Below are 22777 nucleotides of genomic sequence, written 5' to 3'. Positions count from 1 at the left end.
GTATTTTCACCAGTGAATGACTCCTATTTTTTGCTGGATGGAGCATCATTTATAGCCCAATCACACCTTTTAATTCATCCATTCTTCCTTTTGAAAGTGGAATGGAACTTTTTCGTTCATCATCCAAAATTAAGCTAAAGCTATTTCTGGTCCAAGTGATCACTTCTCGTACTCGCTGTAAGTTCACAAGGTAAGAACGATGACACCTGAAGAATCCGAACCCTTTTAACCTTTCTTCTAACTCGCTTAATGTTAACGCACATACAAATTCCCCTTCGCGAACATGAATATGCGTCGTTCCATTTTGCGTTTCAATAAAATGAATTTCCATTGGATCAAGCAAAATGATTTTATCGTTCACTTTTGCTGGAATTCTTTCAAGCTTCATTTGCGGAATCATTCGAACGACATTTTCTGGATCTATCACTTCCTCTTCTTCCTGCTCGATTTCTACTTTTTTAACACCATCTGAATGTAATACATACACATCTTCTGTTAAAGAAAGTGCATCCGATAGAAAGGATGTTGTAATAAAGATGGCCTTTCCTTGTTCTTTCATCTTCATAATTGCTTTTCGAATCATAATGGTGCTCTCTATATCTACATTTTGTTCTGGCTCCTCCAAAATAATTAAATCTGGATTATGAATCATGACCCGGCCAATATGAAGACGGCGTTTTTCAGAAAATGATAGCTTTTCGATTTTGACGTTCATTTTATCTAATAAACCAACATATTGGACAACTTCTTCTATGCTAATATTCGAGTCATACAATCCAGTAAAAAAAGCGAAATATTCTTTCACTTTCAAGCGATTGTATGCTTCATCTTTTAAAAAGCAAAAACCAATGCGCGAGTAAGCTTGCTTTTGAATCGGCTCTCCGTCAAATAAAATACTCCCTGTCGATGCCTCTTCTTCTCCGATTATAATGCGGTGCAACACTTTTGCCGTATGATTGTTACATTGCAGCACAACACATTGCCCTTTTTCAATTTCAAGCTGAATCGCCTGTAACTGATTCGTTTTACCCAATTGTTTTAGCTCCAGTAACGCCATGTTTTCTCCTCCAGGTTGTTTTTTATCTTATTATATCAAACAATTAATGGAAAATTATGATATTTATGTATGAATAAAAAAGAAACATACATATATGGGACGTTTTTCATTTCCTTTTTTTGTAACATAGTGTATTCTAGAAATATATACGGAACATTAGTTCTATTTGTAATTAGGAGAGGTTGTGTCACAGCAGTATAACAACAAGATTGATTGGGTATTAAAACAAAAAAAACTTCTCCAAACAATTTGCTAGAGTATTACATTTGCCTTCCACAAAATACGGTATACTAGAAAGGAAGAAATCTATGGATTGGAGTTCAGTTGATCTTCGTTACTTTGAAAAATTCATTTTTCATGCGATTGGAGAAAAAGGATTTAAAAACCGAGAATGGTTCGGACGTGGTGGCGGGGATAAAGGAAGAGATGTCGTCGCCAAGCATTACATTGAATTACCTTTCAACCTAGGATACGAACAAACTTGGATATTCCAATGTAAACGTGAAAAACGTATGCCACAGCAATCAGAGGTTTTTAACTAAATTGTAAAAGCAAAACAGCACCATCCAGATATATGGGTACTTGTGACGCCCCATAATCCTACTGCAAACTTCTATGATTTTCTACATAATATTGAACAAAGTATAGGTTTTAAGCTATTAGTATTCTCTTTAACTGAAATTCAAGAAATCCTCTATTTCAATAAAGGCTTAAAACATATTTTAGAATATGGACATCTACCAGAAAATGAAGGAGAATCAGGCGATGTATAAATTAGAATATGACTATGATAATCGCATAATTTATAAAACTTCAAACGAAAAAAAAGAAAAAATGAACTTTGAATTTCCAAGCGAACCAATCGTATCTCCTGATGGGCAAAACACTGTATTTATTGATCCACTCGAATGGGAATGCTTAGGCTCACTATACGTATTTAATAATATAATCGGTGAATTCACAACTTTAATTGAACCTGAAAATAACTATATTCCTAAATATGTGAAATGGCTTAATCATGAAAGTCTTGCTGTTATCATTGGCTATGGATTTGGAACGGTATCAATTGGAGGAAATATATACACATACAATGTAACAGATCATGAGAAAACACAAATTACGCATTTTGATTCCAATGTTCAAATTACAAGTTTCGATATTATCGATAACCACAAAATAAAATGTAAAGGTATTAAATATATCGATGACATTCAAAATCAATTTATTGAATTTGAAGAAGTTGTGCAATTATAAAGAGCTCACCCGAAGATCCTTTAAAAACGGATTTTCGGATGAGCTCCTTTTTGTCAAACGAGCGGCATATTCCTGCTATTACTTCTGTTTCACCATATAAGTTTTCAACTGATCACGAAGTGCCCTTTTCAAGAATTTCCCGACAGATGTTTTCGGGATTTCCTCAACAAATAGAATGTCATCCGGCATCCACCATTTTGGGAACTGGTCTTCTAATAATGCATAAAGCTCTTCTTGTCCTACTTTTTGTCCTTCTTTTAAGACAACGCAAGCAACAGGACGTTCTTGCCACTTTTCATGTGGAATGGCAACAACTGATGCTTCTAGTACTTTATCATGCGCCATTAAAGCGTTTTCTAAATCAACTGAGGAAATCCACTCGCCGCCGCTTTTAATTAAATCTTTCGTACGGTCAGCGATTTTAATAAAGCCTTCAGGATCGACTGTGACAATATCTCCAGTATGGAGCCAACCGTCTTTCATCGATTCTTCTGTACGTTCGTCTTTATAATAGCTACCAGCAATCCATGGTCCTCTTAGACACAACTCTCCCATTTCTTCACCGTCCCACTTAATCTCCCCTTCTTGACCAATCACCTTCATTTCAAGACCTGGGAATAAGTAACCTTGCCTTGAGCGTAACTCGTAATATTCTTCTTTCGGTAGATCACGCTGATACGATTTTGGACAGTTAATGACAACAGCTGGACTTGTTTCGGTCATACCATATATTTGCCTAAAAGCAATTCCATAGTTCTCCTCATATGTGCGAATCATACTTCCTGGCGCTGCTGATCCTCCTGACCATATCGTACGAATACTACTAATGTCATACGGATACTTTTCAAGTTCCTGTAATAGGCCAATCCAAATTGTTGGTACACCAGCAGTAATTGTCACCTTCTCACGCTCAATAAGCTGCGCCAAAATTTCTGGTGTAAAGTGCGGTCCTGGTAAAACGAGTTTTGTACCGAACCATGTACCCGCAAAAGGAAGTCCCCATGCATTAACATGGAACATCGGAACGACAGGCATACAAGTATCTACTTCTGATAGATTACCACCGTCTACTAGGCCGAGTGTATAACTATGCAGCGCAATACTACGATGCGTGTACACAACGCCTTTCGGTTTTCCTGTCGTTGCGGAAGTGTAGCACATACCCGCAGGTTCTTTTTCATCTAGGTCTGTTATGAATGGGAATGTCTCATCACCATCTTCGAGTAGTTTGTCGTAATGATATGCTGGTGATAATGTTGTGTGAGGTAGGTCGTGATCATCTGTCATAATAATAAATGCTTTCACATGAGGAATTTCGTGTTGAATACTTTCCAGTACAGGAACCATATCTTCATCAACTAGAATGATTTTATCTTCAGCGTGGTTAATGATATAAGAAATATGATCTGCAGAAAGCCTTAAGTTAATCGTATGTAACACCGCTCCAATTCCTGGAATCGCAAAATATGCTTCCAAATGGCGGTGGTGGTTCCAAGCGATTGTCCCGACTTTATCTCCCTTTTCAATTCCCATTTTACTTAATACACTAGCAAGCCGCCTTGTCCGCTTCGCAACCATTCCGTATGTTAATGTTTGAATACGCGATGCAGTGCGTGAGATAACTTCCTTTTTTGAAAAATATTTCTCCGCTCGTTCCATCATTGCTGGAATGAGGAGTGGTACGTCCATCATCATCGTTCATTCCCCCTGTTATTATTTTACATATATACATACATCTGTATTATAACACAGCAAGACTAGACAAAAGCTTACAATCCTTCTTTTGTTTTCTACAAAAAGCGACATCTCATATTCTAATTTTCATATTTACAAAAAACAACAACCTAATAGATACTTAGGTTGTTGTTTTTGAAAATCTTTTCTCTATTCTGCTTTGTAATCTGCTTTAAGCCTTGAACTTTCTGCCATATTAGATTTCGTAACGGTTACATATAGGCTCCCCATCTTCTCTCCTAGTTGTTGAATATTCACTACTGCCTGTGTGCCTTTCGCAACCTTTACAGTTCCTAATAACTTGCCTTCTATCGCCTTATCATACACCTTGATCACATCATTAATCTGCAAGCCACTTACTGTAATGCTATCCGCTTTCCCTTTATTATTTACGATTTTCACTTGACTTACTTGTAGCGGCTTAGTTGGTACTGGCGTTATTGTTTCTGCTTTAAATGTATGCACAGTTCTACTGCTTTCTTTCATGCCGACTTTCGTAACGGTTACATATACACTGCCCGCTTTCTCTCCTAGCTGTTGAACATTCACTACTGCCTGTGTGCCCTTCGTAACCTTTACAGTTCCTAATAACTTACCTGCTGTTGCCTTATCATACACCTTGATTACATCATTAATCTGCAAGCCACTTACTGTAATGCTATCTGCTTTCCCTTTATTATTTTCAATTTTCACTTGATTTGCTTGTAAAGGATTTGCTGGCTCTCCTTCAAATGTATGCGCACTTCTGTTACTTTCCGATAAACCTAATCTTGTTAACGTTATATGCATATTACCTGCTTTTTCACCGATTTGCTTTACATTGACAACAGCTTCTGTTCCCTGTTTTACTGTCCCAGTTGCCAGTAAAGTTCCTCCCGTTGCCTTATCATATACTTTTACAACATCGCCTTGCTTTAGCTTACTCACCGTTATAATGTCTGCTTTTCCTTTATTGTTTACGATTTTCACTTGACTCGCTTGCAGTGAATCTGTTGGTTCGCCTGCATATTTACTAGCCGTTCGTTCTCCCTCTGCCATTCCTGGCTGCGTCAAAGAGACATATACACTGCCAGATGTAGCCCCGATTTGTGCGATGCTCACATCAATTTGTGATCCTTTGATTACTTTAGCTGTTCCTAACAATTTGCCACCAGTCGCTTTATCATATACTTTGACGATATCATTAACCTTCACACCGCTAACAGATACAACATCTGCTTTCCCTTTATTATTCGTTACTTTTATTTGTTTTTCACTTAATGACAGCGAGCGGTTTAAAATTTGGAATTGATATGGGGTATCCACTGCACCCGTCCACTCTACAACCCTAAGGTAATATTTCCCCTTTTCTAACGTATACGTGCGTTCTTCATTCCCATATGCATTCGTTCCATATTCCGTATAAAAATTCTCCACTTGTCTTTTTTCCCCATTATACAACGATACATACCAAGAGCTTCCTTGAGACCTTGGCATTACAAGGCGTATTGCTTGCTTCTTTTCAACTGAAAATGAATAAAAATCTAAATCTCCACTTTTTTGTAATACCCCTCGGTAATTCATATTTAACTGCACGGGATTGGCAAGCGGGAAATCTCCATTAAATTCCTTTTCAAAATAATTACTTGCTTGAAATTTCACTTGAAATTCATATGGTACATCGACTGCATTTTGTTGATGGTCTATCTGTATATAATACGTTCCTTTTGGCAATCCAATTTGTTTCTCTGCATTCCCTTCCGCGTTCACACCATAATTCGTGTAAAATGTTGTGAAATAGTTTCCATTCTTATCATAAATGTATACATACCAGCTTGCTCCTTGATTCCGCTTCATTGAGAATGTCACATTCCCATCAGCTGGAAGTGTAAACGTATAATGATCATCATCTGAATAGCTTTGCAAAACGCCTTTATACACTTGGTTTAATGACACTTTATTTGCCGATTCTGTTTTATTATTGAATTCTTTTTCAAAATATGGACTCGCTTGAAATTTCACTTGAAATTCATATAGTATATCTGCTGCATTTTGCAGATGGTCTACCTGTATATAATACGTCCCTTTTGGCAATCCAATTTGTTTTTCTTCATTCCCTTTCGCATTCACACCATATTCGGTACTAATTGTTTTGAGATTCTCCCCATTTTGATTATAAATGTACACATACCAGCTCGCTCCTTGATTTCGCTTCATTGAGAACGTCACATTCCCGTCAGCTGGAAGTGTAAATGTATAATAATCATCGTCCGAATAGTTTTGCACGGCACCTTTGTATAATTGGTTTAGCGATATCTTATTTGCTGATTCCTTCGTATTATTGAATTCTTTTTCATATGTATCAGTCGCTGTAAAATTCACACGAAATTTATAATCGTTATCATACCCACTTTGATAATTTTCGATCTTTATATAGTACGTCCCTTTCGGCAAACCCACTTCCCTTTCTTCATTACCACTCGCATTCGTTCCATACTCTGTTGTAAAACTTTCAATTGAATTCCCTTTGCTGTTCATTAGTTCCATATACCAGCTACTACTTTTATGTCTATTCATAGAGAGCTTTACTTTCCCGTCTTTCGACAATTGGAAAGTGTAGTATTTAGCCCCGCCTTTTACATTCCCTGTATAATCGCGATCAAGGGCAATCGAAGTTGCACTTTCTATTCCCGCTAATGCAGGTGTTCCAATACATAAATTTGCTAAAATAAAGATGAAAGCAATAAAAAAAGATAACTTATTCCGACCCTTTAGTACCAAATTACCATCCCCTTTTTCATTCAATAAATTCAGAATATTACATTTCTAAATAACTTTCAATTGCGAATAATCATATTTTAAAGATATTTTTATTCCATTAAAAAAAGCACCTTTAACAGTGCTTTTTCTAGTTCCTCGCCATTAACTTCCCCTCATAGTCATTCAGCGTCTTAATTTCGATACCTTTATAGTAATGAGCAACAATGTCTGTGTAGGATTTCCCCTCTTTCGCCATACCATTTGCACCATACTGACTCATGCCAACGCCATGACCGAATCCTTTCGTTGTGACGATAATGTTGCTTCCTTGTTGTTTCCATGTAAAGTCCGAAGAACGTAAATCTAGTTTTTCTCTCACTTCTTTTCCTGTTAACGTTTTTCCTTGAAACTCTACATCCTTCACTCGTTTTCCTTCTGTACGCTCTTTAATGTCACCGACTTTTCCATCGGTAAGCACCTTTACGCCAAGACGGTTTTGAAAATCATCTACGGTGAAGGTTTGCTCACTTGCAAATTTTGGGGACGCTTGATCCCATGGACTATCCACACTCTTTAAGTAAGGATAATCCCTTCCCCAATAATCAGCGGCATTTTCTGTATAACCATTGCTTGTTGAAAAGAACTGCGCTGTAATTGGATTCCCTTCGTACGTTAAAACTTGTCCGGCTGTTTTAGACACGGCCTCTTCAATCTTCTTCAAATTCTTCTCATAATCCTTGCCCCATGTCTTCTTCAACTCTTCTTTACCTTTATACACTTGATCACTAACCGTATCTGTCACATCTGCATTGTTTTTCTTACTTCCGCTTAACATACGCTGCACAATAAATGTCCTCGCCGCCAATGCCTGCGCCTTTAATGCTTCTACTTCAAAACTCGCATTCATCTCAGAGGCTACTACACCTGTAACATACTCTTCCATTGGCACTGTTTCTATCTTCTTTTGCTGATTACGATATACAGCAACTTGCACAGCGGTATGTACCTTTTCAGGAGCTGGCACATTTTGCACGGCTGGAGGATTTTTGGGCGGCTGACTGACCTTCTCTTTCGCATACGGAATAACAAGTACGGTTGGTACAATAATGACGAGCGCCACTAAGAGCGCCATTGTAATGAAAAATGGCTTTGAAATTTTCATCTTTCTCCCCCGATATGAAATTAGACTCATTTCATTCTTATGGAGCATGACAAGTTTTTAGAACATATCGGCAGGAAGTCCTTCTCATAAAGTGAAACTTTAATCAATGAGGATTTTCTTCATCTCCCACCTATCCTCTTTAGAAAAGCGGAAGNNTCAAAATCGTAGGACGCCCGTGTTCCCGACAAAGAAACGCTTTTTGCCTCATCCGAGGGAGCGAAACGGCTGGAGATTTTAGCCGCTAGAGCTGAATCTTGGAGCGGGATAAAAGTAGAAGGAAAGCTCCTGTTCAAAGAAAAGAATTTTCCAAATATTTTTAATGGAACGTGCATAAGTTAGATGTTTCTTGACTATAACAGTAATAGAAAAAAAAATCGCCCCTATGTCAAAAGACATAGAGACGAATTCAATTAAGCGTGAAGGTCAGAAACTTGTTGCTTCTTTACTTCTTCTACTTTTTCGTTTACACGTTCAATTGTTGCACCTAATGCAGCAAGTTTCTCATGGAAGTTTACATATCCACGATCAAGGTGTTTTAATTCTGTTACACGTGTGTAACCTTCTGATACTAAACCAGCTAGAATTAATGCTGCTGCAGCACGTAAGTCAGTTGCTGCTACTTCTGCACCTTGTAAGTTATTAGGTCCATTCATAATAACAGAACGGCCTTCAATTTTGATGTCTGCGTTCATACGACGGAATTCTTCAACATGCATGAAGCGGTTTTCGAATACCGTTTCTGTGATCATGCTCGTTCCATCAGCATGTAATAACAATGCCATCATTTGTGATTGCATGTCTGTTGGGAAACCAGGATGAGGCATTGTTTTAATATCAACGGCTTTTAGTTTACTTGGGCCGATAACACGTACACCTTCATTTTCCTCGATAACCTTAACACCCATTTCTTCCATCTTCGCTGTAATAGAGCGTAAATGTTCTGGTACAGCATTTTCAATTAAGATGTCTCCACCAGTAATTGCTGCTGCAACCATGAATGTTCCCGCTTCAATACGGTCAGGAATAATAGAATGGTTTGCTCCATATAATTTATCAACGCCTTCGATACGAATCGTTCCAGTTCCAGCTCCGCGTACTTTCGCTCCCATTGCATTTAAGAAGTTAGCTAAGTCAACGATTTCTGGCTCTTTCGCTGCGTTTTCAAGTATTGTTGTCCCTTTTGCTAATGTAGCAGCAGACATAATGTTTTCTGTTGCACCTACGCTTGGGAAGTCTAAGTAAATTTTTGCGCCTTTTAATTCATCTACATAAGCTTCAACAAATCCATTCCCAACTTTTACTTTCGCTCCCATTGCTTCAAAGCCTTTTAAATGTTGGTCAATTGGACGTGAACCAATTGCACATCCACCAGGAAGTGCAATACGCGCACGGCCATTACGTGCTAATAGTGGTCCCATTACTTGAACAGACGCACGCATTTTACGTACATATTCAAATGGTGCTTCAATATTTAACTCCTTTGAAGCATCAATTGTTACTTGGTTATTTTCAAATACGACTTCAGCATTTAAATGACGTAATACCTCATTAATCGTGTATACATCAGACAAAACTGGTACTTCAGATAGTACATTCTTTCCGTCACTCGCTAATAGGGCTGCAGCGATTATTGGTAATACAGCATTTTTTGCGCCCTCAACACGCACTGTGCCGTTTAACCGCTTTCCGCCACGGACGATGATTTTTTCCAATTTATTCCCCTCCGTGTCCTTTTTTCAATATCTATTCAATACTCAGAAGTTATGATCGGTGTGCCAACCACAATGGTATCTTTGTTGTTTGTAGAACGTATTGCTATTTGCACATTGATTTTCTCTCTATTTGTTGAAAGAGCGTCATTCCACTTTTTATTATATGCGGAGACTGACACAAATGCTCTTTCTTCTATCTCTTCGATCGCTCTTGCTGAAAGATCTTTCAAAACCTGATTGGTTTTATTTTGCAAAACACCTTCAATCTTATCATCCAGTACACCTTTAACACAAGTGTAAATTGTAGGTTTTGTACTAAAAATTTTATCCATTTTTTGAATGTTTTTAGGGTCCCATTTTGACCCACTTACTTCAAAAATAATGAAAGTGTTTTCTTTAGTATTTTCCTTACTCCAAGTTACTACTATTCGTTCTTCATGAGAAGAAAATTTTTTGTATGCTGTTGCTTTATATCCGTCATGAGATTGTTCTAATTCCCATTTTTGAATATTCGCTTTTTCTTTCACTTCATTTAACAACTTTTGAAACGTATGTATATTAGAAATGGTTTTTGTTTCTCGTGCTAACCATGACCACTGCTCTATCTCTGTTCCATTCTTTTCAAGAGCTGCGATCATACTCTCCATTTTCTCTTCGTCACTTACGGGTTTTATCTCTTTATACCCCACTAAGAATACGACAATACTTACGACAACAATAAGAATTGTTTTCATGTTTTTCAAGTTTCATCCCCTCCTATCCCCATTGTTAACGGAGATATGAGGTTCTATACACTTACTTTACTAAATACGTTAAACTCTTCGAATACCCTAAATAATCAAGGAAAAAGTTGCTGACAGATGTCCCGATTGCAATCGTAATAAGAATGAGCAAAACCCTTGTCTGCAATACCTTTCCAGATTTCATTAAGCGTTCGATATGGATACCTTGTAAGGCCCACCACGTAATGGTAATAAACAATAAATGCGAAACGATCGCAATCAGTGCTTGTTGCCCTAAAAGTTGCGCCAAAAAAATCGACTCCTTTTGTTTGGCTTACCATCGCTTAGGATACAAAACGATCCCATATAAATGGAAACCACACTTTTCCCCGCCTAAATAGGCAGTATAAAGTTCTCCCTTCAAAAGAAACTGAAGAGATTCTGCGAAAACAGTTCCATCTTAACAACAGACACTTCTATTCCACAATAAAAAGCGTAGAGCGATGACTCTACACTTTTTATTTTTACTATTGTACCACGTTCCCAGTAAAGAAGAAATCTTTCATGAGTGGAAAATATTCATAAAAGAAATTGTAACCAATTGCCGGTAGAATCCCGAGTAATACAGTTGCAATTGCACAAAAGCTAATGACAGCTTTCAAGTTGATTGGTACGTGCACCGGCCCTTCTTCACTACTCTTTCGAAAGAACATTTGCTGTAAAATACGGAAATAATACGCAAATGAGATAACTGTTGTGCCCATCATGATTGATGCGAGTACGTAATGAGCCGGGCTAGCGGTAAAAGCACTTAAAAAAATATTAACCTTTCCGATAAAGCCAGCGGTCCCTGGAATTCCGGCTAAAGATAGAATAAAAATGGTCATCGCCGCTGAGATGAACGGAGAGCGTTTGTATAAACCAGCGAAAATTGTTATATTTTCCTTCCCGCTTTGTAAGATTAATCCGTGGATAATAGCAAAAGCTCCTATGTTCATCAGCATGTATGCCAACATATAGAACCACATACTGTCCATCGTAAATGGCGATAGTGCTACAAGCGGAACGAGTAAGTATCCAGCATGTGCGATTCCCGAATAGGCAAATAGACGCTTCACGCTGTATTGCTTTAATGCTGCGACATTACCAACTACCATTGTAATTCCAGCTAAAACGGCAATATATATGCTCATATTACTAAATACAGATTGCTCACTTCCCTGAATCAATGCAGCGCCGAATACCATCAGGAACACTCTTATCAACATTATAAATCCAGCGATTTTAGAGATTGTCCCAAGGAACGCTGTAACAGGTGCCGCTGCCCCCTCATATACATCTGGTGCCCACATATGAAACGGCACGGTCGCAATTTTAAAGGATAAACCAACAAACAGAAGTAAGAAAGCAAGCGATAGCAAAAGCATGATACTTCCATCCACACCTTGCATAAGAACTTCCTGCATCGCAATTATATTCGTTGCACCCGTAATCCCATATAAATAGCTCATTCCAAAGAGCGTAATAGCCGTTCCAATTCCGCCATTAATAACATATTTCATCGCCGCCTCATTCGAAGCACGGTTTTTCTTTCGAATCCCCACTAAGATGTACGAAGATAGTGATAGTAACTCTAAGCCAATAAAGAGCGTAATAAAGTCAACGCTAGACGCCATGAACATCGCCCCGAGAATGGCCATTAAAAACAAGTAATAGTATTCTCCTTTATCTTGAATTGGCTCTTTCTTATCATCACTCATCGCTATACATAAAACGAGGATTGCTCCCACTAATAGTAATGTTTTAAACCCTTTTGAAAATCCATCTAATACAAATGAGCCGCTTAAAATCTCACCAGCTGGTTCACCATATAGTGTAATTAACGCGATGAGTGATAGTACCACACCACAAATCGCACCGATTCCTACATACTTACGATCAAACTTTAGAAATAAATCAAGAAGCGAGAGAAGGATGGCCACCCCAAGAATGATGAACTCCGGTACCATTAAATGCCAAGATAAACTAAGTAATGTATCCATATCCATCCTATCTCACCCCCAGTATTTTCACTGTGTATTGCAGCGGTGTTCCGAGCAACTCTGGCATAACACCAATTGCGATAATACATGTTAATAAGAGTACAAGCGGAACGTATTCCCAGCCGCGGACATCGTGCTTTCCTTCCAATTCCTTCTTTCCAAATGTGACTTGAAGCGTCGCCCTTAAAACGTATACTGCGGTTAGAATGATACCGAGTGCGCCAACTGTTGCAAGTAACGGTTTCCCTTGAAATAGTCCAAGAAATGCAAGAAACTCACTCACAAATCCAGACATTCCCGGAAGACCAAGCGAAGCCATACTTCCCGCTAATAAGAAACCACTTAACACTGGCACTTGTTTAGCGAGGCCACCGAGCTTCGTAATGTCAGAAGTACCGAAGCGCCGTTCAATCATGCCGAGCAGGAAGAATAGTAGCGCCGCAATTAAGCCATGGGATACGACTTGGAATAGTGCTCCTTTCATACCTGGAGCATTAAGTGCCGCAAGTCCCATTAGTACGATTCCCATATGCGAAATACTGGAGTAAGCAAGAACCTTCCGGAAATCTGTTTGAATCATCGCTAGGAAAGCACCGTATAGTAAGTTAATTACTCCTAAAATCGCTATAAGTGTCGCAAAGTCATGAAACTGCTCTGGAAATAGCCCTTTCCCCAAGCGAACGATTCCGTATGCCCCAATTTTGAGCAGAACACCCGCATGGAGCATCACCACTGCAGGATGTGCCTCTACATGCACATTCACCATCCAGCGATGTAAAGGGAATACAGGTAGCTTAATTGCAAAGGCAATCATGAGAGCAATGAATAATCCAAGCTGCATCGAAGTTGAAATATCACCTAAGAGCGATGCTTCCGCCCCAGTTAAAATATCTTTCAGCGCCGTGATATTTGTTGTACCCGTTTTTGCAAAAAGGATGGAGAAAACGATGAGTAAAATTGCTGATCCAATTCCGTTATAAATTAAATAACTATAAGCAGCTTTTTCACTGTTCAACTTCCCCCACCTTCCGATAAGCAAAAACATCGGTGGTAACGTAATTTCAAAAAAGACGAAGAATAGAAGTAAATTTTCTGCTGCAAAGACACCAAGCATCCCAATTTCAAGCAGTAATAAAAGCATGTAAAAACCTTTTATATTCTTTTGAACGGAAAAGGCAGCAATTGCTGCAAGTGTCGCTAACAATGCCGTAAGTACCATCATGACAAGCGAGAAGCCATCGATGCCAATCTCATAATAAATAGAAAACAACTTTGCATCTCCGTTAGAAAAGCTTCCAAATTGAATCCATTTTACCTTTTCAGCAAAGATCGTTAAACTCTTTCCGGAAGCATATGTACCAGCTAAAACAATTGCGATGCCAAGTGGGAGCATCGTCCCAAACACCCCAAGGCCTCGCACTGCACGCACTTCCGTTTTCGGTATTAACATAAGTAAGAGAATCCCGATAAGCGGGGAAAAAATGAAGAACGATAATAAGAATGCATTCATTGCCAATACCCCCCTGTATATAACAGAATGACAACTAATGCTGCCAAAGAAACAGCCACCGCAGTTCCGTATACTTGTACGTTTCCGTTTTGAAGTTTAGAACCAGCAGTACTTGCTCCTCTCACAATACTTGCGATAAGCTGGGCGATTCCTTCTATAATATATACTTCACATAACCGCAGTACGTGCGCAATTCCTTTGACGAGCGGGAGCACAGTCACATTGTATATTTCATCTACATAATACTTTTCCTTAAGAAGGCTATATAGTACGTTTTCTCGTCCGCCAGCCCAATCTCTAGAGATCGAGCGTTTTCCGTAGATAAGATATGCTAAGAAAATACCTGCACACGAAACGAGTGTCGCAACAATCATAATCCACATCGGACCGTGATTTTGCTCTACTTGAAACGAGATATCTTTTGTGAGCCAGTCCCCAAGAAACGTTCCAAACCACGGCGTATTTACATAACCTGCTACAACTGCAAGAATACCAAGGACAATCATCGGAAATGTCATAACACGAGGGGATTCATGCACATCTTCTTTTTTCGCCTCTCCTGTAAAAACGAGAAAGTATAACCGGAACATATAAAACGCCGTTAAGAATGCCGCAAGAACTGCGAGGACAAACAAAACATAATTGCCATGCATCCACGTCGCCGCCAAAATTTCATCCTTACTAAAAAATCCTGAGAAAAGCGGAACACCACTAATTGCTAACGTACCGATTAAGAAGAGCGTCCCTGTCACCTTCATTTTTCTCTGCAATCCGCCCATTTCATTAATGTTTTGCGTATGCACTGCATGAATGACGCTTCCTGCCGCTAAGAAAAGTAGCGCTTTAAAGAAAGCATGTGTTGTTAAATGAAAGACACCTGCCACATACCCTGCCGAGCCAAGCGCAAGCATCATATAGCCGAGCTGGCTAACTGTTGAATAGGCAAGGACTCTTTTAATGTCCGTCTGCACAAGGCCGATGGATGCTGCGAAGATTGCCGTAAAAGCACCGACAATCGCAACTGTTTGCATCGCTACAGGACTTGCCGAGAAAAGTGGAAACATCGTTGCCACTAAATATACACCTGCCGCGACCATCGTTGCCGCATGAATGAGTGCCGATACAGGTGTTGGCCCTTCCATCGCATCCGGTAGCCACGTATGAAGCGGAAATTGGCCTGATTTTCCCATCGCACCAATAAAAATCAAAATGGCCGTGAGCGTTACCATAGTTGGTGATATATCTCCTGTCTTCATCGCTTGAAAGATAGCGTCGTACTCAAAACTACCAGCTTGCCAGAAAAGTAAAATCATCCCGATAAATAAGCCCACATCTCCAATACGCGTCATAATAAACGCTTTTTTCGCTGCAGCCTTTGCTTCTTCTTTAAAGAAATAGAACCCAATTAGTAAAAATGAGCCAAGCCCAACTAATTCCCAAAATATATAAAGCTGTAATAAATTCGTTGAAATGACAAGCCCAAGCATCGCAAATGTAAAGAATCCTAAATACGCATAAAAGGTTGGCAACCTCTCATCGCCATGCATATACCCTTTTGAATACACATGCACGAGAAAACTAACGAGTGTCACAATAAACAGCATTAAAGCATTTAATGCGTTAATCTCAAAACCAAACGAAAGATCTACATCTCCAATCCTTAGCCATAACCACTGATGCTTTACTGTCTCTGATGACAGCCGTTCTATTAATACAATCGCCGCACCCACAAAGGAAAGAAATGTGAGGAAGATACCAAGTAAGCTGCTTCCTTCCCTCAACTTCCCCCCAAACACAACGAGCAAAAAAAACGAAGCAAGCGGGAAAAGCGGTATGAGCCATGCATAATCGATCATTGTTTCCTTCCCCCTTTTCGGTCACAATTAACCTTTCAGCGAATCCATTTCATCTACGTTAACTGTCGCATGCTTACGATATAACGCAATTAAAATTGCAAGTCCAACCGCTGCCTCAGCTGCCGCAACGGACATCGTAAACAGTGAAAAAATCTGTCCTGTTAAATTTGGAAAAAAGCCTAATTTACTAAAAGCGACTAGATTTAAGTTCGCCGCATTTAACATCAGTTCAATACAAATTAACACAATGACCGTATTCCGCTTTGTTAAAGCCCCGAATAAACCGATGCAAAACAGAATAATTGCAAGAGCCAAATAGGCGGAAGCTGGAACACTACTCATTGGAATCCCCCTCTTCCTCATCCTTCTTCGCAAGTACAATTGCCCCAACAAGCGCAACGAGTAAAATAACCGATGTTAATTCAAATGGAATGACATATTTCGAATACAAGAGTGTACCAATTTGAAGTGTATTTTGTTCATGCAGCGGTAAGCTTCCTTGTACATTTTGATTTGTAAAATCTATATTATTAACAGCAAAGTACATCACCCCGCCAAATGCTACTACTGCGAGGAAGATGAGCAACTTACGAAAACTAAAACTAGATTCACTTTCAGCGTCATGTTTGGTTAACATAATGCCGAAAATCATAATAATCGTAATCGCCCCGGAATAAATCAAAATTTGCGCGACCCCAACAAATTCTGCCGATAAGAGAAAGTACAATCCCGCAATGCTCAGAAACGTAAACACAAGGGCGAGCATCATATGCATGACTTTTGTTAAGTTCAGCATTAGAATACCGCCAATAATCGCCGTTAAGGACAAGATAAAAAATGCTACTAACTCGCCGCTCATGCTTTATTCTCCTTTCTGACGTTCTCATCATTTTCATCTAACCACTGTAAATTTTTAAACAAATCATCACGCGTATACTCCGCTAACTCGAAATTGTTTGTCATAACAATAGCCTCTGTTGGGCAAACCTCTGTACATAAATCACAAAGAATGCAAATTTCAAAGTTAATATCATACGTATCAATGATTTTCCCTTTTTTCGTAGGATCTGGATGTTTTTTCCCCGTCAATTGAATACAGTCAGTGGGGCAAATATTGGAACATTGATTACAAACAATGCATTTTTCTGGATAAAATTTTTGAATCCCTCTGAAGCGATCTGGTAGTGGCAATGGTTGATTGGGATAATCGTAGGTTACTTTTTTCTTACTTAAATTGCTAAGCGTGTACTTTAATCCTTTAAATAGTCCTTTCATATCTTAGTGGCACCCCCTTTTAGATTAGAAGAACAACTCCTTAATCAATGCCGTTAAGAAAATATTTGCAAGTGCGATTGGTAATAATACTTTCCAGCCAAACTCCATCAATTGATCCCCCCTAATACGCGGGAATGTAACGCGGAACCAAATTAAGAGAAAGACTACCGCACTAAATTTCAAGGCAAACCATACAGCTCCAGGAATAAAGTCAAGGAACATAACTGGGTTCCATCCACCTAGGAAGAGCACTGTAATGAGCGAAGCCATTCCAAAGAAATATACGTATTCAGAAAGCATAAAGAACGCCCAGCGAAACCCTGAATATTCCGTATGATATCCCGAGACAAGTTCTGATTCCGCTTCTGGTAAGTCAAACGGTGTCCGGTTGAGCTCTGCAACTGCTGCGATTAAAAAAATCACAAAACCGATTGGCTGCGCGAAAATATACCAAACCTTCTCCTGCGCTGCTACAATTTCATTTAAATTTAAGCTACCAGCTAATAAAACGACGCCAATTACGCTCATCACAAGCGGAATTTCATAAGAGATCATTTGCGCCGCCGCACGCATCCCGCCTAGAAGTGAGTATTTATTATTCGATGCCCAGCCCCCGGTCACAACACCAATCGTCGTAATCCCTGATACAGCGATATAATAAAGCAATCCTACTCCAATATCTGCGAACTGAAATTTATCCGTAAACGGAATAACAGCAAGCACCATAAAGGCTGGTGCGAATGCGATAATAGGTGCCAATATAAATAGCGGCTTATCTGCAGCTTTCGGAATGCTATCTTCTTTTAATAAAAGTTTTAAAACGTCAGCAACAGTTTGCAGCAAACCGAATCTGCCGCCGACCTGATTCGGACCAATCCTCCCTTGCATAAATCCCATCACTTTTCGTTCTGCTAAAATTCCATATGTAACAAATCCAAGGACGGCAAATAGCAGAAGGACCGCTAACCCAAAAAAAATGAAAAAATTCGTCCAACTCGCCGATGACTCTAAGAGGCGCTCCATCATCACCCATCAACCTCCCCAAGTACAATATCAACGCCACCTAAAATCGTAATTAAGTTCGCGATATTTTCACCCTTCAAAAGCTTTGGTAAAATTTGCAGGTTATAAAAAGATGGTCTGCGGAACTTTAAGCGATATGGTTCTTTCTTTCCTTCACTCGCAATGTAACAACCGATTTCTCCGCGCGGTGACTCGATGCGGACAAATGCCTCGCCCTTTGGTGCTTTAATAATTTTCGGTACTTTTGCTAGTACTGGCCCTTCTGACGGAAATTGCTCAGCTGCTTGCTCAATAATTTTGAGGGATTCCTCAATTTCCTCCATCCGGCAAACGTAACGGTCCCAAGCATCGCCCACGCTTCCTACCGGAACATCAAAATCAAAGCGATCATAAATCGAGTATGGCTCATCCTTACGAAGGTCCCACTTCACGCCTGTGCAGCGTAAATTCGCTCCGCTCAGTGAATAAGAAAGCGCATCTTCCGCGCTATATATACCGACGCCCTTCACACGATTCAAGAAAATTTCATTTCCGCTCACAAGGTCGTGATAGCCCTTCAATTGCTCTCTCATATACGGAACAAATTCACGAACCTTTAGAATCCATCCATCTGGAGCATCCCACTTTACACCGCCTACCCTCATATAGTTAAACGTTAGCCGCGCCCCGCAAAGCTCATTTAAGAAATTAATAATCATCTCTCGCTCCCGGAATGCATATAAAAATGGGCTAACCGCTCCAATATCAAGGAGATTCGTTCCCCACCAAACGAGATGACTCGCAACACGGCCAAGCTCCATTGCAAGCACTCGTAAATATTCGGCCCGCTCTGGAATTTCAAGGTCCATCATTGTCTCAACAGCGTGGCAGATAACATAGTTATTCGTCATCGCCGATAAATAGTCCATCCGGTCTGTGTAAGGGATAATTTGTGTATATTGTAAGCTCTCTGCAATTTTCTCTGTTCCGCGGTGTAAATAACCAATGACAGGTGTAGCCTCCTTAATAATTTCCCCATCAATTTTAATAACAAGCCTGAATACACCATGCGTACTCGGATGCTGTGGTCCTACATTTAAAAGCATTTCTTCTGTACGGATCATAACGCTACACCTCCACATCGAGTGGTTCGTAATCTTTGCGAAGCGGATGCCCTGCCCAATCATCTGGCATTAAAATACGCGTTAAATTCGGATGTCCTTCAAAAACAACACCAAGCAAATCATACGCTTCTCTCTCCGGCCAATTCGCCCCGTTCCATAGCGGCGCAATTGACGCTACCCGTGGTGCTTCCCTGTCCAGTTTCACTTTCACTGCCACAGATTGTTTCTTACTATATGAAAATAAATGAACATACACTTCCATATGTGTAACAAAATCCGTCGCATGTAGCTCTGACATATAGTCAAAGGCAAGTCCTTCATGAACTCGCAATACTTCCATCACCTCATAGTAGTTCTCAAGCTTAATAACAAGCGTTGGCACATCCTTTGAAAGTCTATTAATATAGTAATCTTCTAACGAATGCTCACCCATTTTCTCCTGAATAATTCTCACATAAGCATCCAAATATGGCTGATTCGGCGATGGCTCCTCCTGCTTCGGCACCTCTTCTTTCTTGCTTACAGCACCTTTCGCTTTGGCAGCAGCCGCTGCCTTGGCTTTCGCCACCGCAATTGCCTTCGCCTTTTCATCGTCAGCTGGTGCTCCACCTTCTGACGCTTTCTGCTTTGCTAGCGCAGCTGCTTTTGCTTTTGCCGCTGCAACTGCTTTGGCCTTCGCTTTCGCTTTTTCCTCTTCCGATATCTCGCTACCTTCTGATGCCTTTTGCTTCACTAGTGCGGCTGCTTTTGCTTTCGCCGCTGCAACTGCTTTGGCCTTCACTTTCGCTTTTTCCTCTTCCGATATCGCTTCGCCTTCTGACTCTTTCTGCTTTGCTAGCGCAGCTGCTTTTGCTGCTTCTGCAGCATGGCGTTTCGCTTCTTGTATATTTATCTCCGCACTTTTTGGTAGCGCTTTCTCTTTTTCTTCTTCTTGTGCCCCACTGGACAATTCCGCTTCATGTTTAGCAGCAAGTCTTTTCCGCGCTTCTTCTCTCGCATGCCTTGCAGCCTCTTTTTTTAGATCCTCAATCTCTTTATTTGGATCACTCATCTATTCGTCACCTGCTTTCCGGTCTTTGCTTCGTAACGAATCTTCTCTTTTAATTTATTAATCCCATAAATTAAAGCAGCCGGGTTTGGGGGACAACCTGGAATATACACATCTACTGGTACAATTTGGTCTACTCCTTTCACAACAGCATAAGAGTTTACATACGGACCACCAGCTGTTGCACACGACCCCATCGCAATAACCCATTTCGGCTCCGGCATTTGATCGTATAAACGACGTACAATTGGCGCCATTTTCTTCGTAACTGTTCCTGAGACAATCATGACATCGGATTGCCTCGGGGATGTCCGAAAAAATGACCCAAATCGATCTAAATCATAATGAGATGAGCCAACTCCCATCATTTCAATCGCGCAGCATGCAAGTCCAAATGTCATCGGCCATAAAGAATTACTACGCGCCCAACCCTTTATTTGTTCAAGTGTTGTAAAAAAGATATTCCTCTCTAGCTCCGCTCGTTCCTGTGGATGTAACTCTTCGAAATTTATAGCCATTGTAACACCTTCTTTTTCCAAGCATACGCCAAACCAACAAGCAGCATAATGACAAAGATCAGCATTTCAACAAGTGCGAACAACCCAAGCTTGTCATACGCGACAGCCCACGGATACAAAAATACGGTCTCCACATCAAAAATGACAAACAGCAATGCAAAAATATAATAACGAGCATGAAAACGAACATTTGCATCATGATATGGCTCAATCCCACTTTCATACGTCGTCGCCTTCGCTGCGCTTGGTTTATGTGGGCGTAGCAGCTTGCCTAACGTAAGAGCCACCACCGGTAGTAATATACCTAATAGTAAAAAGATCCCAACAATCATATAACTATTTTCATATACGTTCGCCACTCTGAAATCCTCCCCCCTTAAATTAGGAACAAGTTCACTTAGTAAACAATATGTCTAACCCGCATCATTTATTATTTTTAAATTTTTCTAAATAATGCGACTATTATTTTCATTATAACAAACTTCAAATTCCTATGTCGATATATTGGGAAAAAGAAAAACCAAGTAACTAGAGAATGAATTCCCCCTACGTTACTTGGTGCACAGCAATCGTAACTCATTTCATTCTCACAAAAAAACTAGCATGAATGATTCATTTCATGCTAGTCGCTTTTTTAAAAAGTAGTGTCTTCTTTTTTATCCCGCATTAACGGGCAGTAAGACCCCCACCTCAAGATTCAAAGGGAAACTAGGAAGATAGGCGGGGGATCAACTGCCCGTAAAGGCCCGATTGGTTCAACTAATAATCAGTGGGGGGTGAACCTCCCCACTGATTAAAGTTTCACTTTATAATATTTCTTTGAAATTTCCTCATAGAACGCTGCAGATGTCGTGTAGAAATATGGAACTAACCATAAGAAACCAATTCCGAAAGTAACGACACTTAATATAAACCAACCTAAATTTAGGTGTACACTATCTTTCTTCCGATATATTTTGATAAAAATGTGCTGTTGTTGTACTAATATACGGACAGAACCAAAGGAGCCCCAGCCCGAAAGGAATTATCGCTAGTATTCCCCAACCAATGAAGCTAAGCCATAAAAGGAATAAATCCATTTTATGTCCTTTCATTATTTTTTTACTTTCTTTCATCGCTTGTAAAACACCATATTCCGGATTGTCTATCATCACATAATAAGTCATCGCATATGAAAAATACGCAATCGTAATGACAATAAATGAAACAATTAATAAAACAAAAAATGCAATTGCAGATCCTTCCCCCGCACCCCTTGTCTCATCTCCTAACAAACCAACAATAATTATTAGAACGAAAGGAATCCATACCCCAGAATATAAAGAAATTAAAAACATTGCCTTTGCAGCATTCATCATTCTTCTAAAACCACGGAAACCTTCGAATAAAGCATCTATAGTAGCATCTTTTCTCTTGCTAATGTTTAAAAATACATTCGTGTAGCCATATGCTGTAATACCATATGTTCCAAGATTCATAAGCAACATAAGTCCATATAAAATAACAAATGTAACAATAAAACCAATTGTCACTGTTTGCTCTTCAAATAAATTGATAGAACTACCAAGCGACATAAATAACAGAGCAAAAGGAATAATGACAATAAAAGTTGCAACCATTGACATAATATAACTTAAAATAACATATAAGAGCGTTGAACCTACACCAAGTCCCCATTTCCCCTTTAATGATTGTAAAGCTTCTCGTTTCATTTCACCAATCACTTTCTCATCCCCTTTTCTAATCAAAGCTGTAAAATAATTATTGTCTATATGTTTCCTTTAGATAGAATCGAAATAATTATACCATTTTTGGAAAAATTTATTTTCATAATTATATTAATCCAAAGAATCAACAATACCTTGAAAAGAGAGATTGCTACCTATAAAGTGAAACTTTAATCCGTGGGGGTTTTCTTCATCCCCCACGGATTATTAGCCCTCACCAATCGGGCTTTTACGGGCAGTTGATACACCACCTAACTTCTTTGCTTTCGCTGAATTTTGAGGTAGGGGTCTTACT

At 39.6% G+C, this 22777-nt stretch carries 21 protein-coding genes and 1 pseudogene; 2 read left to right on the top strand and 20 right to left on the bottom strand.

What is annotated here, in order from left to right; genetic code table 11:
* Positions 1 to 49 precede the first annotated feature (49 nt).
* The gene (locus tag CN373_RS19090) at positions 50 to 1057 is read right to left on the bottom strand and encodes a LytTR family transcriptional regulator DNA-binding domain-containing protein (protein ID WP_098359913.1); all 1008 of its coding nucleotides are present in this window, start codon (positions 1055 to 1057) and stop codon (positions 50 to 52) included.
* A gap of 308 nt (positions 1058 to 1365) precedes the next feature.
* Between CN373_RS19090 and CN373_RS25925 the strand changes: the two genes are divergently transcribed.
* Together CN373_RS25925 and CN373_RS19080 are read left to right on the top strand one after the other, a co-directional pair.
* Complete coding sequence (locus tag CN373_RS25925) at positions 1366 to 1599, top strand: restriction endonuclease (protein ID WP_235676724.1); 234 nt, start codon at positions 1366 to 1368, stop codon at positions 1597 to 1599.
* Positions 1600 to 1822: 223 nt separating this feature from the next.
* Positions 1823 to 2311, top strand: a complete 489-nt coding sequence (locus tag CN373_RS19080; protein WP_235676726.1) for a DUF4652 domain-containing protein — start codon at positions 1823 to 1825, stop codon at positions 2309 to 2311.
* A gap of 78 nt (positions 2312 to 2389) precedes the next feature.
* Here CN373_RS19080 and CN373_RS19075 read toward each other — a convergent pair whose 3' ends face one another.
* From CN373_RS19075 to CN373_RS18985, 19 genes and pseudogenes are all read right to left on the bottom strand, one after another.
* The gene (locus tag CN373_RS19075; RefSeq protein WP_000979806.1) at positions 2390 to 4006 is read right to left on the bottom strand and encodes a long-chain fatty acid--CoA ligase; all 1617 of its coding nucleotides are present in this window, start codon (positions 4004 to 4006) and stop codon (positions 2390 to 2392) included.
* Between the two features lie 189 nt (positions 4007 to 4195).
* Positions 4196 to 6805, bottom strand: coding sequence for a pre-peptidase C-terminal domain-containing protein (locus CN373_RS19070; RefSeq protein ID WP_098359912.1), 2610 nt, complete (start codon positions 6803 to 6805; stop codon positions 4196 to 4198).
* A 127-nt stretch (positions 6806 to 6932) separates the two neighbouring features.
* A complete protein-coding gene (gene spoIID, locus CN373_RS19065) occupies positions 6933 to 7946 on the bottom strand; it encodes a stage II sporulation protein D (RefSeq protein WP_000703339.1) in 1014 nt (337 codons plus the stop codon).
* A gap of 410 nt (positions 7947 to 8356) precedes the next feature.
* A complete protein-coding gene (gene murA, locus CN373_RS19060) occupies positions 8357 to 9658 on the bottom strand; it encodes a UDP-N-acetylglucosamine 1-carboxyvinyltransferase (protein ID WP_000411261.1) in 1302 nt (433 codons plus the stop codon).
* A 35-nt stretch (positions 9659 to 9693) separates the two neighbouring features.
* Positions 9694 to 10392: a YwmB family TATA-box binding protein gene (locus CN373_RS19055; RefSeq protein WP_002058545.1), complete on the bottom strand. Its 699-nt coding sequence runs from the start codon at positions 10390 to 10392 to the stop codon at positions 9694 to 9696.
* Positions 10393 to 10453: 61 nt separating this feature from the next.
* Positions 10454 to 10690 (bottom strand): DUF1146 family protein, encoded by a 237-nt coding sequence (locus CN373_RS19050; RefSeq protein ID WP_000057889.1) that lies wholly within the window; start codon positions 10688 to 10690, stop codon positions 10454 to 10456.
* A 217-nt stretch (positions 10691 to 10907) separates the two neighbouring features.
* Positions 10908 to 12422 (bottom strand): NADH-quinone oxidoreductase subunit NuoN, encoded by a 1515-nt coding sequence (gene nuoN, locus CN373_RS19045; RefSeq protein ID WP_033664845.1) that lies wholly within the window; start codon positions 12420 to 12422, stop codon positions 10908 to 10910.
* Between the two features lie 7 nt (positions 12423 to 12429).
* Entirely contained in the window at positions 12430 to 13932 is a 1503-nt protein-coding gene (locus CN373_RS19040) for an NADH-quinone oxidoreductase subunit M (protein WP_098359911.1), read from the bottom strand.
* Positions 13929 to 15788 carry an NADH-quinone oxidoreductase subunit L gene (gene nuoL / locus CN373_RS19035; protein ID WP_000568186.1) on the bottom strand — a complete coding sequence of 620 codons (1860 nt, stop codon included), beginning with the start codon at positions 15786 to 15788 and terminating at the stop codon, positions 13929 to 13931. The genes CN373_RS19040 and nuoL overlap by 4 nt, the downstream gene beginning before the upstream one ends.
* Positions 15789 to 15815: 27 nt before the next feature.
* Positions 15816 to 16130, bottom strand: coding sequence for an NADH-quinone oxidoreductase subunit NuoK (gene nuoK, locus CN373_RS19030; protein WP_000100074.1), 315 nt, complete (start codon positions 16128 to 16130; stop codon positions 15816 to 15818).
* Positions 16123 to 16647: an NADH-quinone oxidoreductase subunit J gene (locus tag CN373_RS19025; protein ID WP_000012387.1), complete on the bottom strand. Its 525-nt coding sequence runs from the start codon at positions 16645 to 16647 to the stop codon at positions 16123 to 16125. The genes nuoK and CN373_RS19025 overlap by 8 nt, the downstream gene beginning before the upstream one ends.
* The gene (gene nuoI, locus CN373_RS19020; protein WP_042981023.1) at positions 16644 to 17063 is read right to left on the bottom strand and encodes an NADH-quinone oxidoreductase subunit NuoI; all 420 of its coding nucleotides are present in this window, start codon (positions 17061 to 17063) and stop codon (positions 16644 to 16646) included. Before nuoI ends, CN373_RS19025 begins: the two co-directional genes overlap by 4 nt.
* 24 nt (positions 17064 to 17087) lie before the next feature.
* Entirely contained in the window at positions 17088 to 18089 is a 1002-nt protein-coding gene (gene nuoH, locus CN373_RS19015) for an NADH-quinone oxidoreductase subunit NuoH (protein WP_098359910.1), read from the bottom strand.
* Positions 18089 to 19189 (bottom strand): NADH-quinone oxidoreductase subunit NuoD, encoded by a 1101-nt coding sequence (nuoD, locus tag CN373_RS19010; RefSeq protein ID WP_098359909.1) that lies wholly within the window; start codon positions 19187 to 19189, stop codon positions 18089 to 18091. Before nuoD ends, nuoH begins: the two co-directional genes overlap by 1 nt.
* A 4-nt stretch (positions 19190 to 19193) precedes the next feature.
* Positions 19194 to 20240, bottom strand: a complete 1047-nt coding sequence (locus CN373_RS19005) for an NADH-quinone oxidoreductase subunit C (RefSeq protein ID WP_098359908.1) — start codon at positions 20238 to 20240, stop codon at positions 19194 to 19196.
* Positions 20237 to 20755: an NADH-quinone oxidoreductase subunit NuoB gene (gene nuoB, locus CN373_RS19000; RefSeq protein WP_000996672.1), complete on the bottom strand. Its 519-nt coding sequence runs from the start codon at positions 20753 to 20755 to the stop codon at positions 20237 to 20239. The genes CN373_RS19005 and nuoB overlap by 4 nt, the downstream gene beginning before the upstream one ends.
* Positions 20746 to 21114: an NADH-quinone oxidoreductase subunit A gene (locus CN373_RS18995; RefSeq protein WP_000024631.1), complete on the bottom strand. Its 369-nt coding sequence runs from the start codon at positions 21112 to 21114 to the stop codon at positions 20746 to 20748. Before CN373_RS18995 ends, nuoB begins: the two co-directional genes overlap by 10 nt.
* A gap of 434 nt (positions 21115 to 21548) precedes the next feature.
* Positions 21549 to 21677, bottom strand: a pseudogene (locus CN373_RS26060) (DUF975 family protein); the annotation flags it as partial.
* Positions 21678 to 21690: 13 nt separating this feature from the next.
* The gene (locus tag CN373_RS18985) at positions 21691 to 22479 is read right to left on the bottom strand and encodes a DUF975 family protein (RefSeq protein WP_098359907.1); all 789 of its coding nucleotides are present in this window, start codon (positions 22477 to 22479) and stop codon (positions 21691 to 21693) included.
* Between the last annotated feature and the right edge of the window lie 298 nt (positions 22480 to 22777).

It is taken from the genome of Bacillus cereus, from assembly GCF_002561295.1.
In the GTDB taxonomy this organism is placed as follows: domain Bacteria; phylum Bacillota; class Bacilli; order Bacillales; family Bacillaceae_G; genus Bacillus_A; species Bacillus_A cereus_S.
Note: the sequence above shows the minus strand (reverse complement) of the source record. Positions and strands in the feature narration are given on the sequence as shown.

Excerpts from the sequence above, each read along its gene's own strand:
- nuoB (WP_000996672.1), bottom strand. The coding sequence starts at position 20,755 with ATGGCTATAAATTTCGAAGAGTTACATCCACAGGAACGAGCGGAGCTA.
- CN373_RS19040 (WP_098359911.1), bottom strand. The coding sequence starts at position 13,932 with ATGAATGCATTCTTATTATCGTTCTTCATTTTTTCCCCGCTTATCGGG.
- nuoD (WP_098359909.1), bottom strand. The coding sequence starts at position 19,189 with ATGATCCGTACAGAAGAAATGCTTTTAAATGTAGGACCACAGCATCCG.
- CN373_RS19025 (WP_000012387.1), bottom strand. The coding sequence starts at position 16,647 with ATGAGCGGCGAGTTAGTAGCATTTTTTATCTTGTCCTTAACGGCGATT.
- CN373_RS19090 (WP_098359913.1), bottom strand. The coding sequence starts at position 1,057 with ATGGCGTTACTGGAGCTAAAACAATTGGGTAAAACGAATCAGTTACAG.
- CN373_RS19075 (WP_000979806.1), bottom strand. The coding sequence starts at position 4,006 with ATGATGATGGACGTACCACTCCTCATTCCAGCAATGATGGAACGAGCG.
- CN373_RS19080 (WP_235676726.1), top strand. The coding sequence starts at position 1,823 with ATGTATAAATTAGAATATGACTATGATAATCGCATAATTTATAAAACT.
- nuoH (WP_098359910.1), bottom strand. The coding sequence starts at position 18,089 with ATGATGGAGCGCCTCTTAGAGTCATCGGCGAGTTGGACGAATTTTTTC.
- nuoK (WP_000100074.1), bottom strand. The coding sequence starts at position 16,130 with ATGAGTAGTGTTCCAGCTTCCGCCTATTTGGCTCTTGCAATTATTCTG.
- CN373_RS25925 (WP_235676724.1), top strand. The coding sequence starts at position 1,366 with ATGGATTGGAGTTCAGTTGATCTTCGTTACTTTGAAAAATTCATTTTT.
- CN373_RS19055 (WP_002058545.1), bottom strand. The coding sequence starts at position 10,392 with ATGAAAACAATTCTTATTGTTGTCGTAAGTATTGTCGTATTCTTAGTG.
- nuoI (WP_042981023.1), bottom strand. The coding sequence starts at position 17,063 with ATGAAAGGACTATTTAAAGGATTAAAGTACACGCTTAGCAATTTAAGT.
- spoIID (WP_000703339.1), bottom strand. The coding sequence starts at position 7,946 with ATGAAAATTTCAAAGCCATTTTTCATTACAATGGCGCTCTTAGTGGCG.
- nuoL (WP_000568186.1), bottom strand. The coding sequence starts at position 15,788 with ATGATCGATTATGCATGGCTCATACCGCTTTTCCCGCTTGCTTCGTTT.
- CN373_RS19005 (WP_098359908.1), bottom strand. The coding sequence starts at position 20,240 with ATGAGTGATCCAAATAAAGAGATTGAGGATCTAAAAAAAGAGGCTGCA.
- nuoN (WP_033664845.1), bottom strand. The coding sequence starts at position 12,422 with ATGGATACATTACTTAGTTTATCTTGGCATTTAATGGTACCGGAGTTC.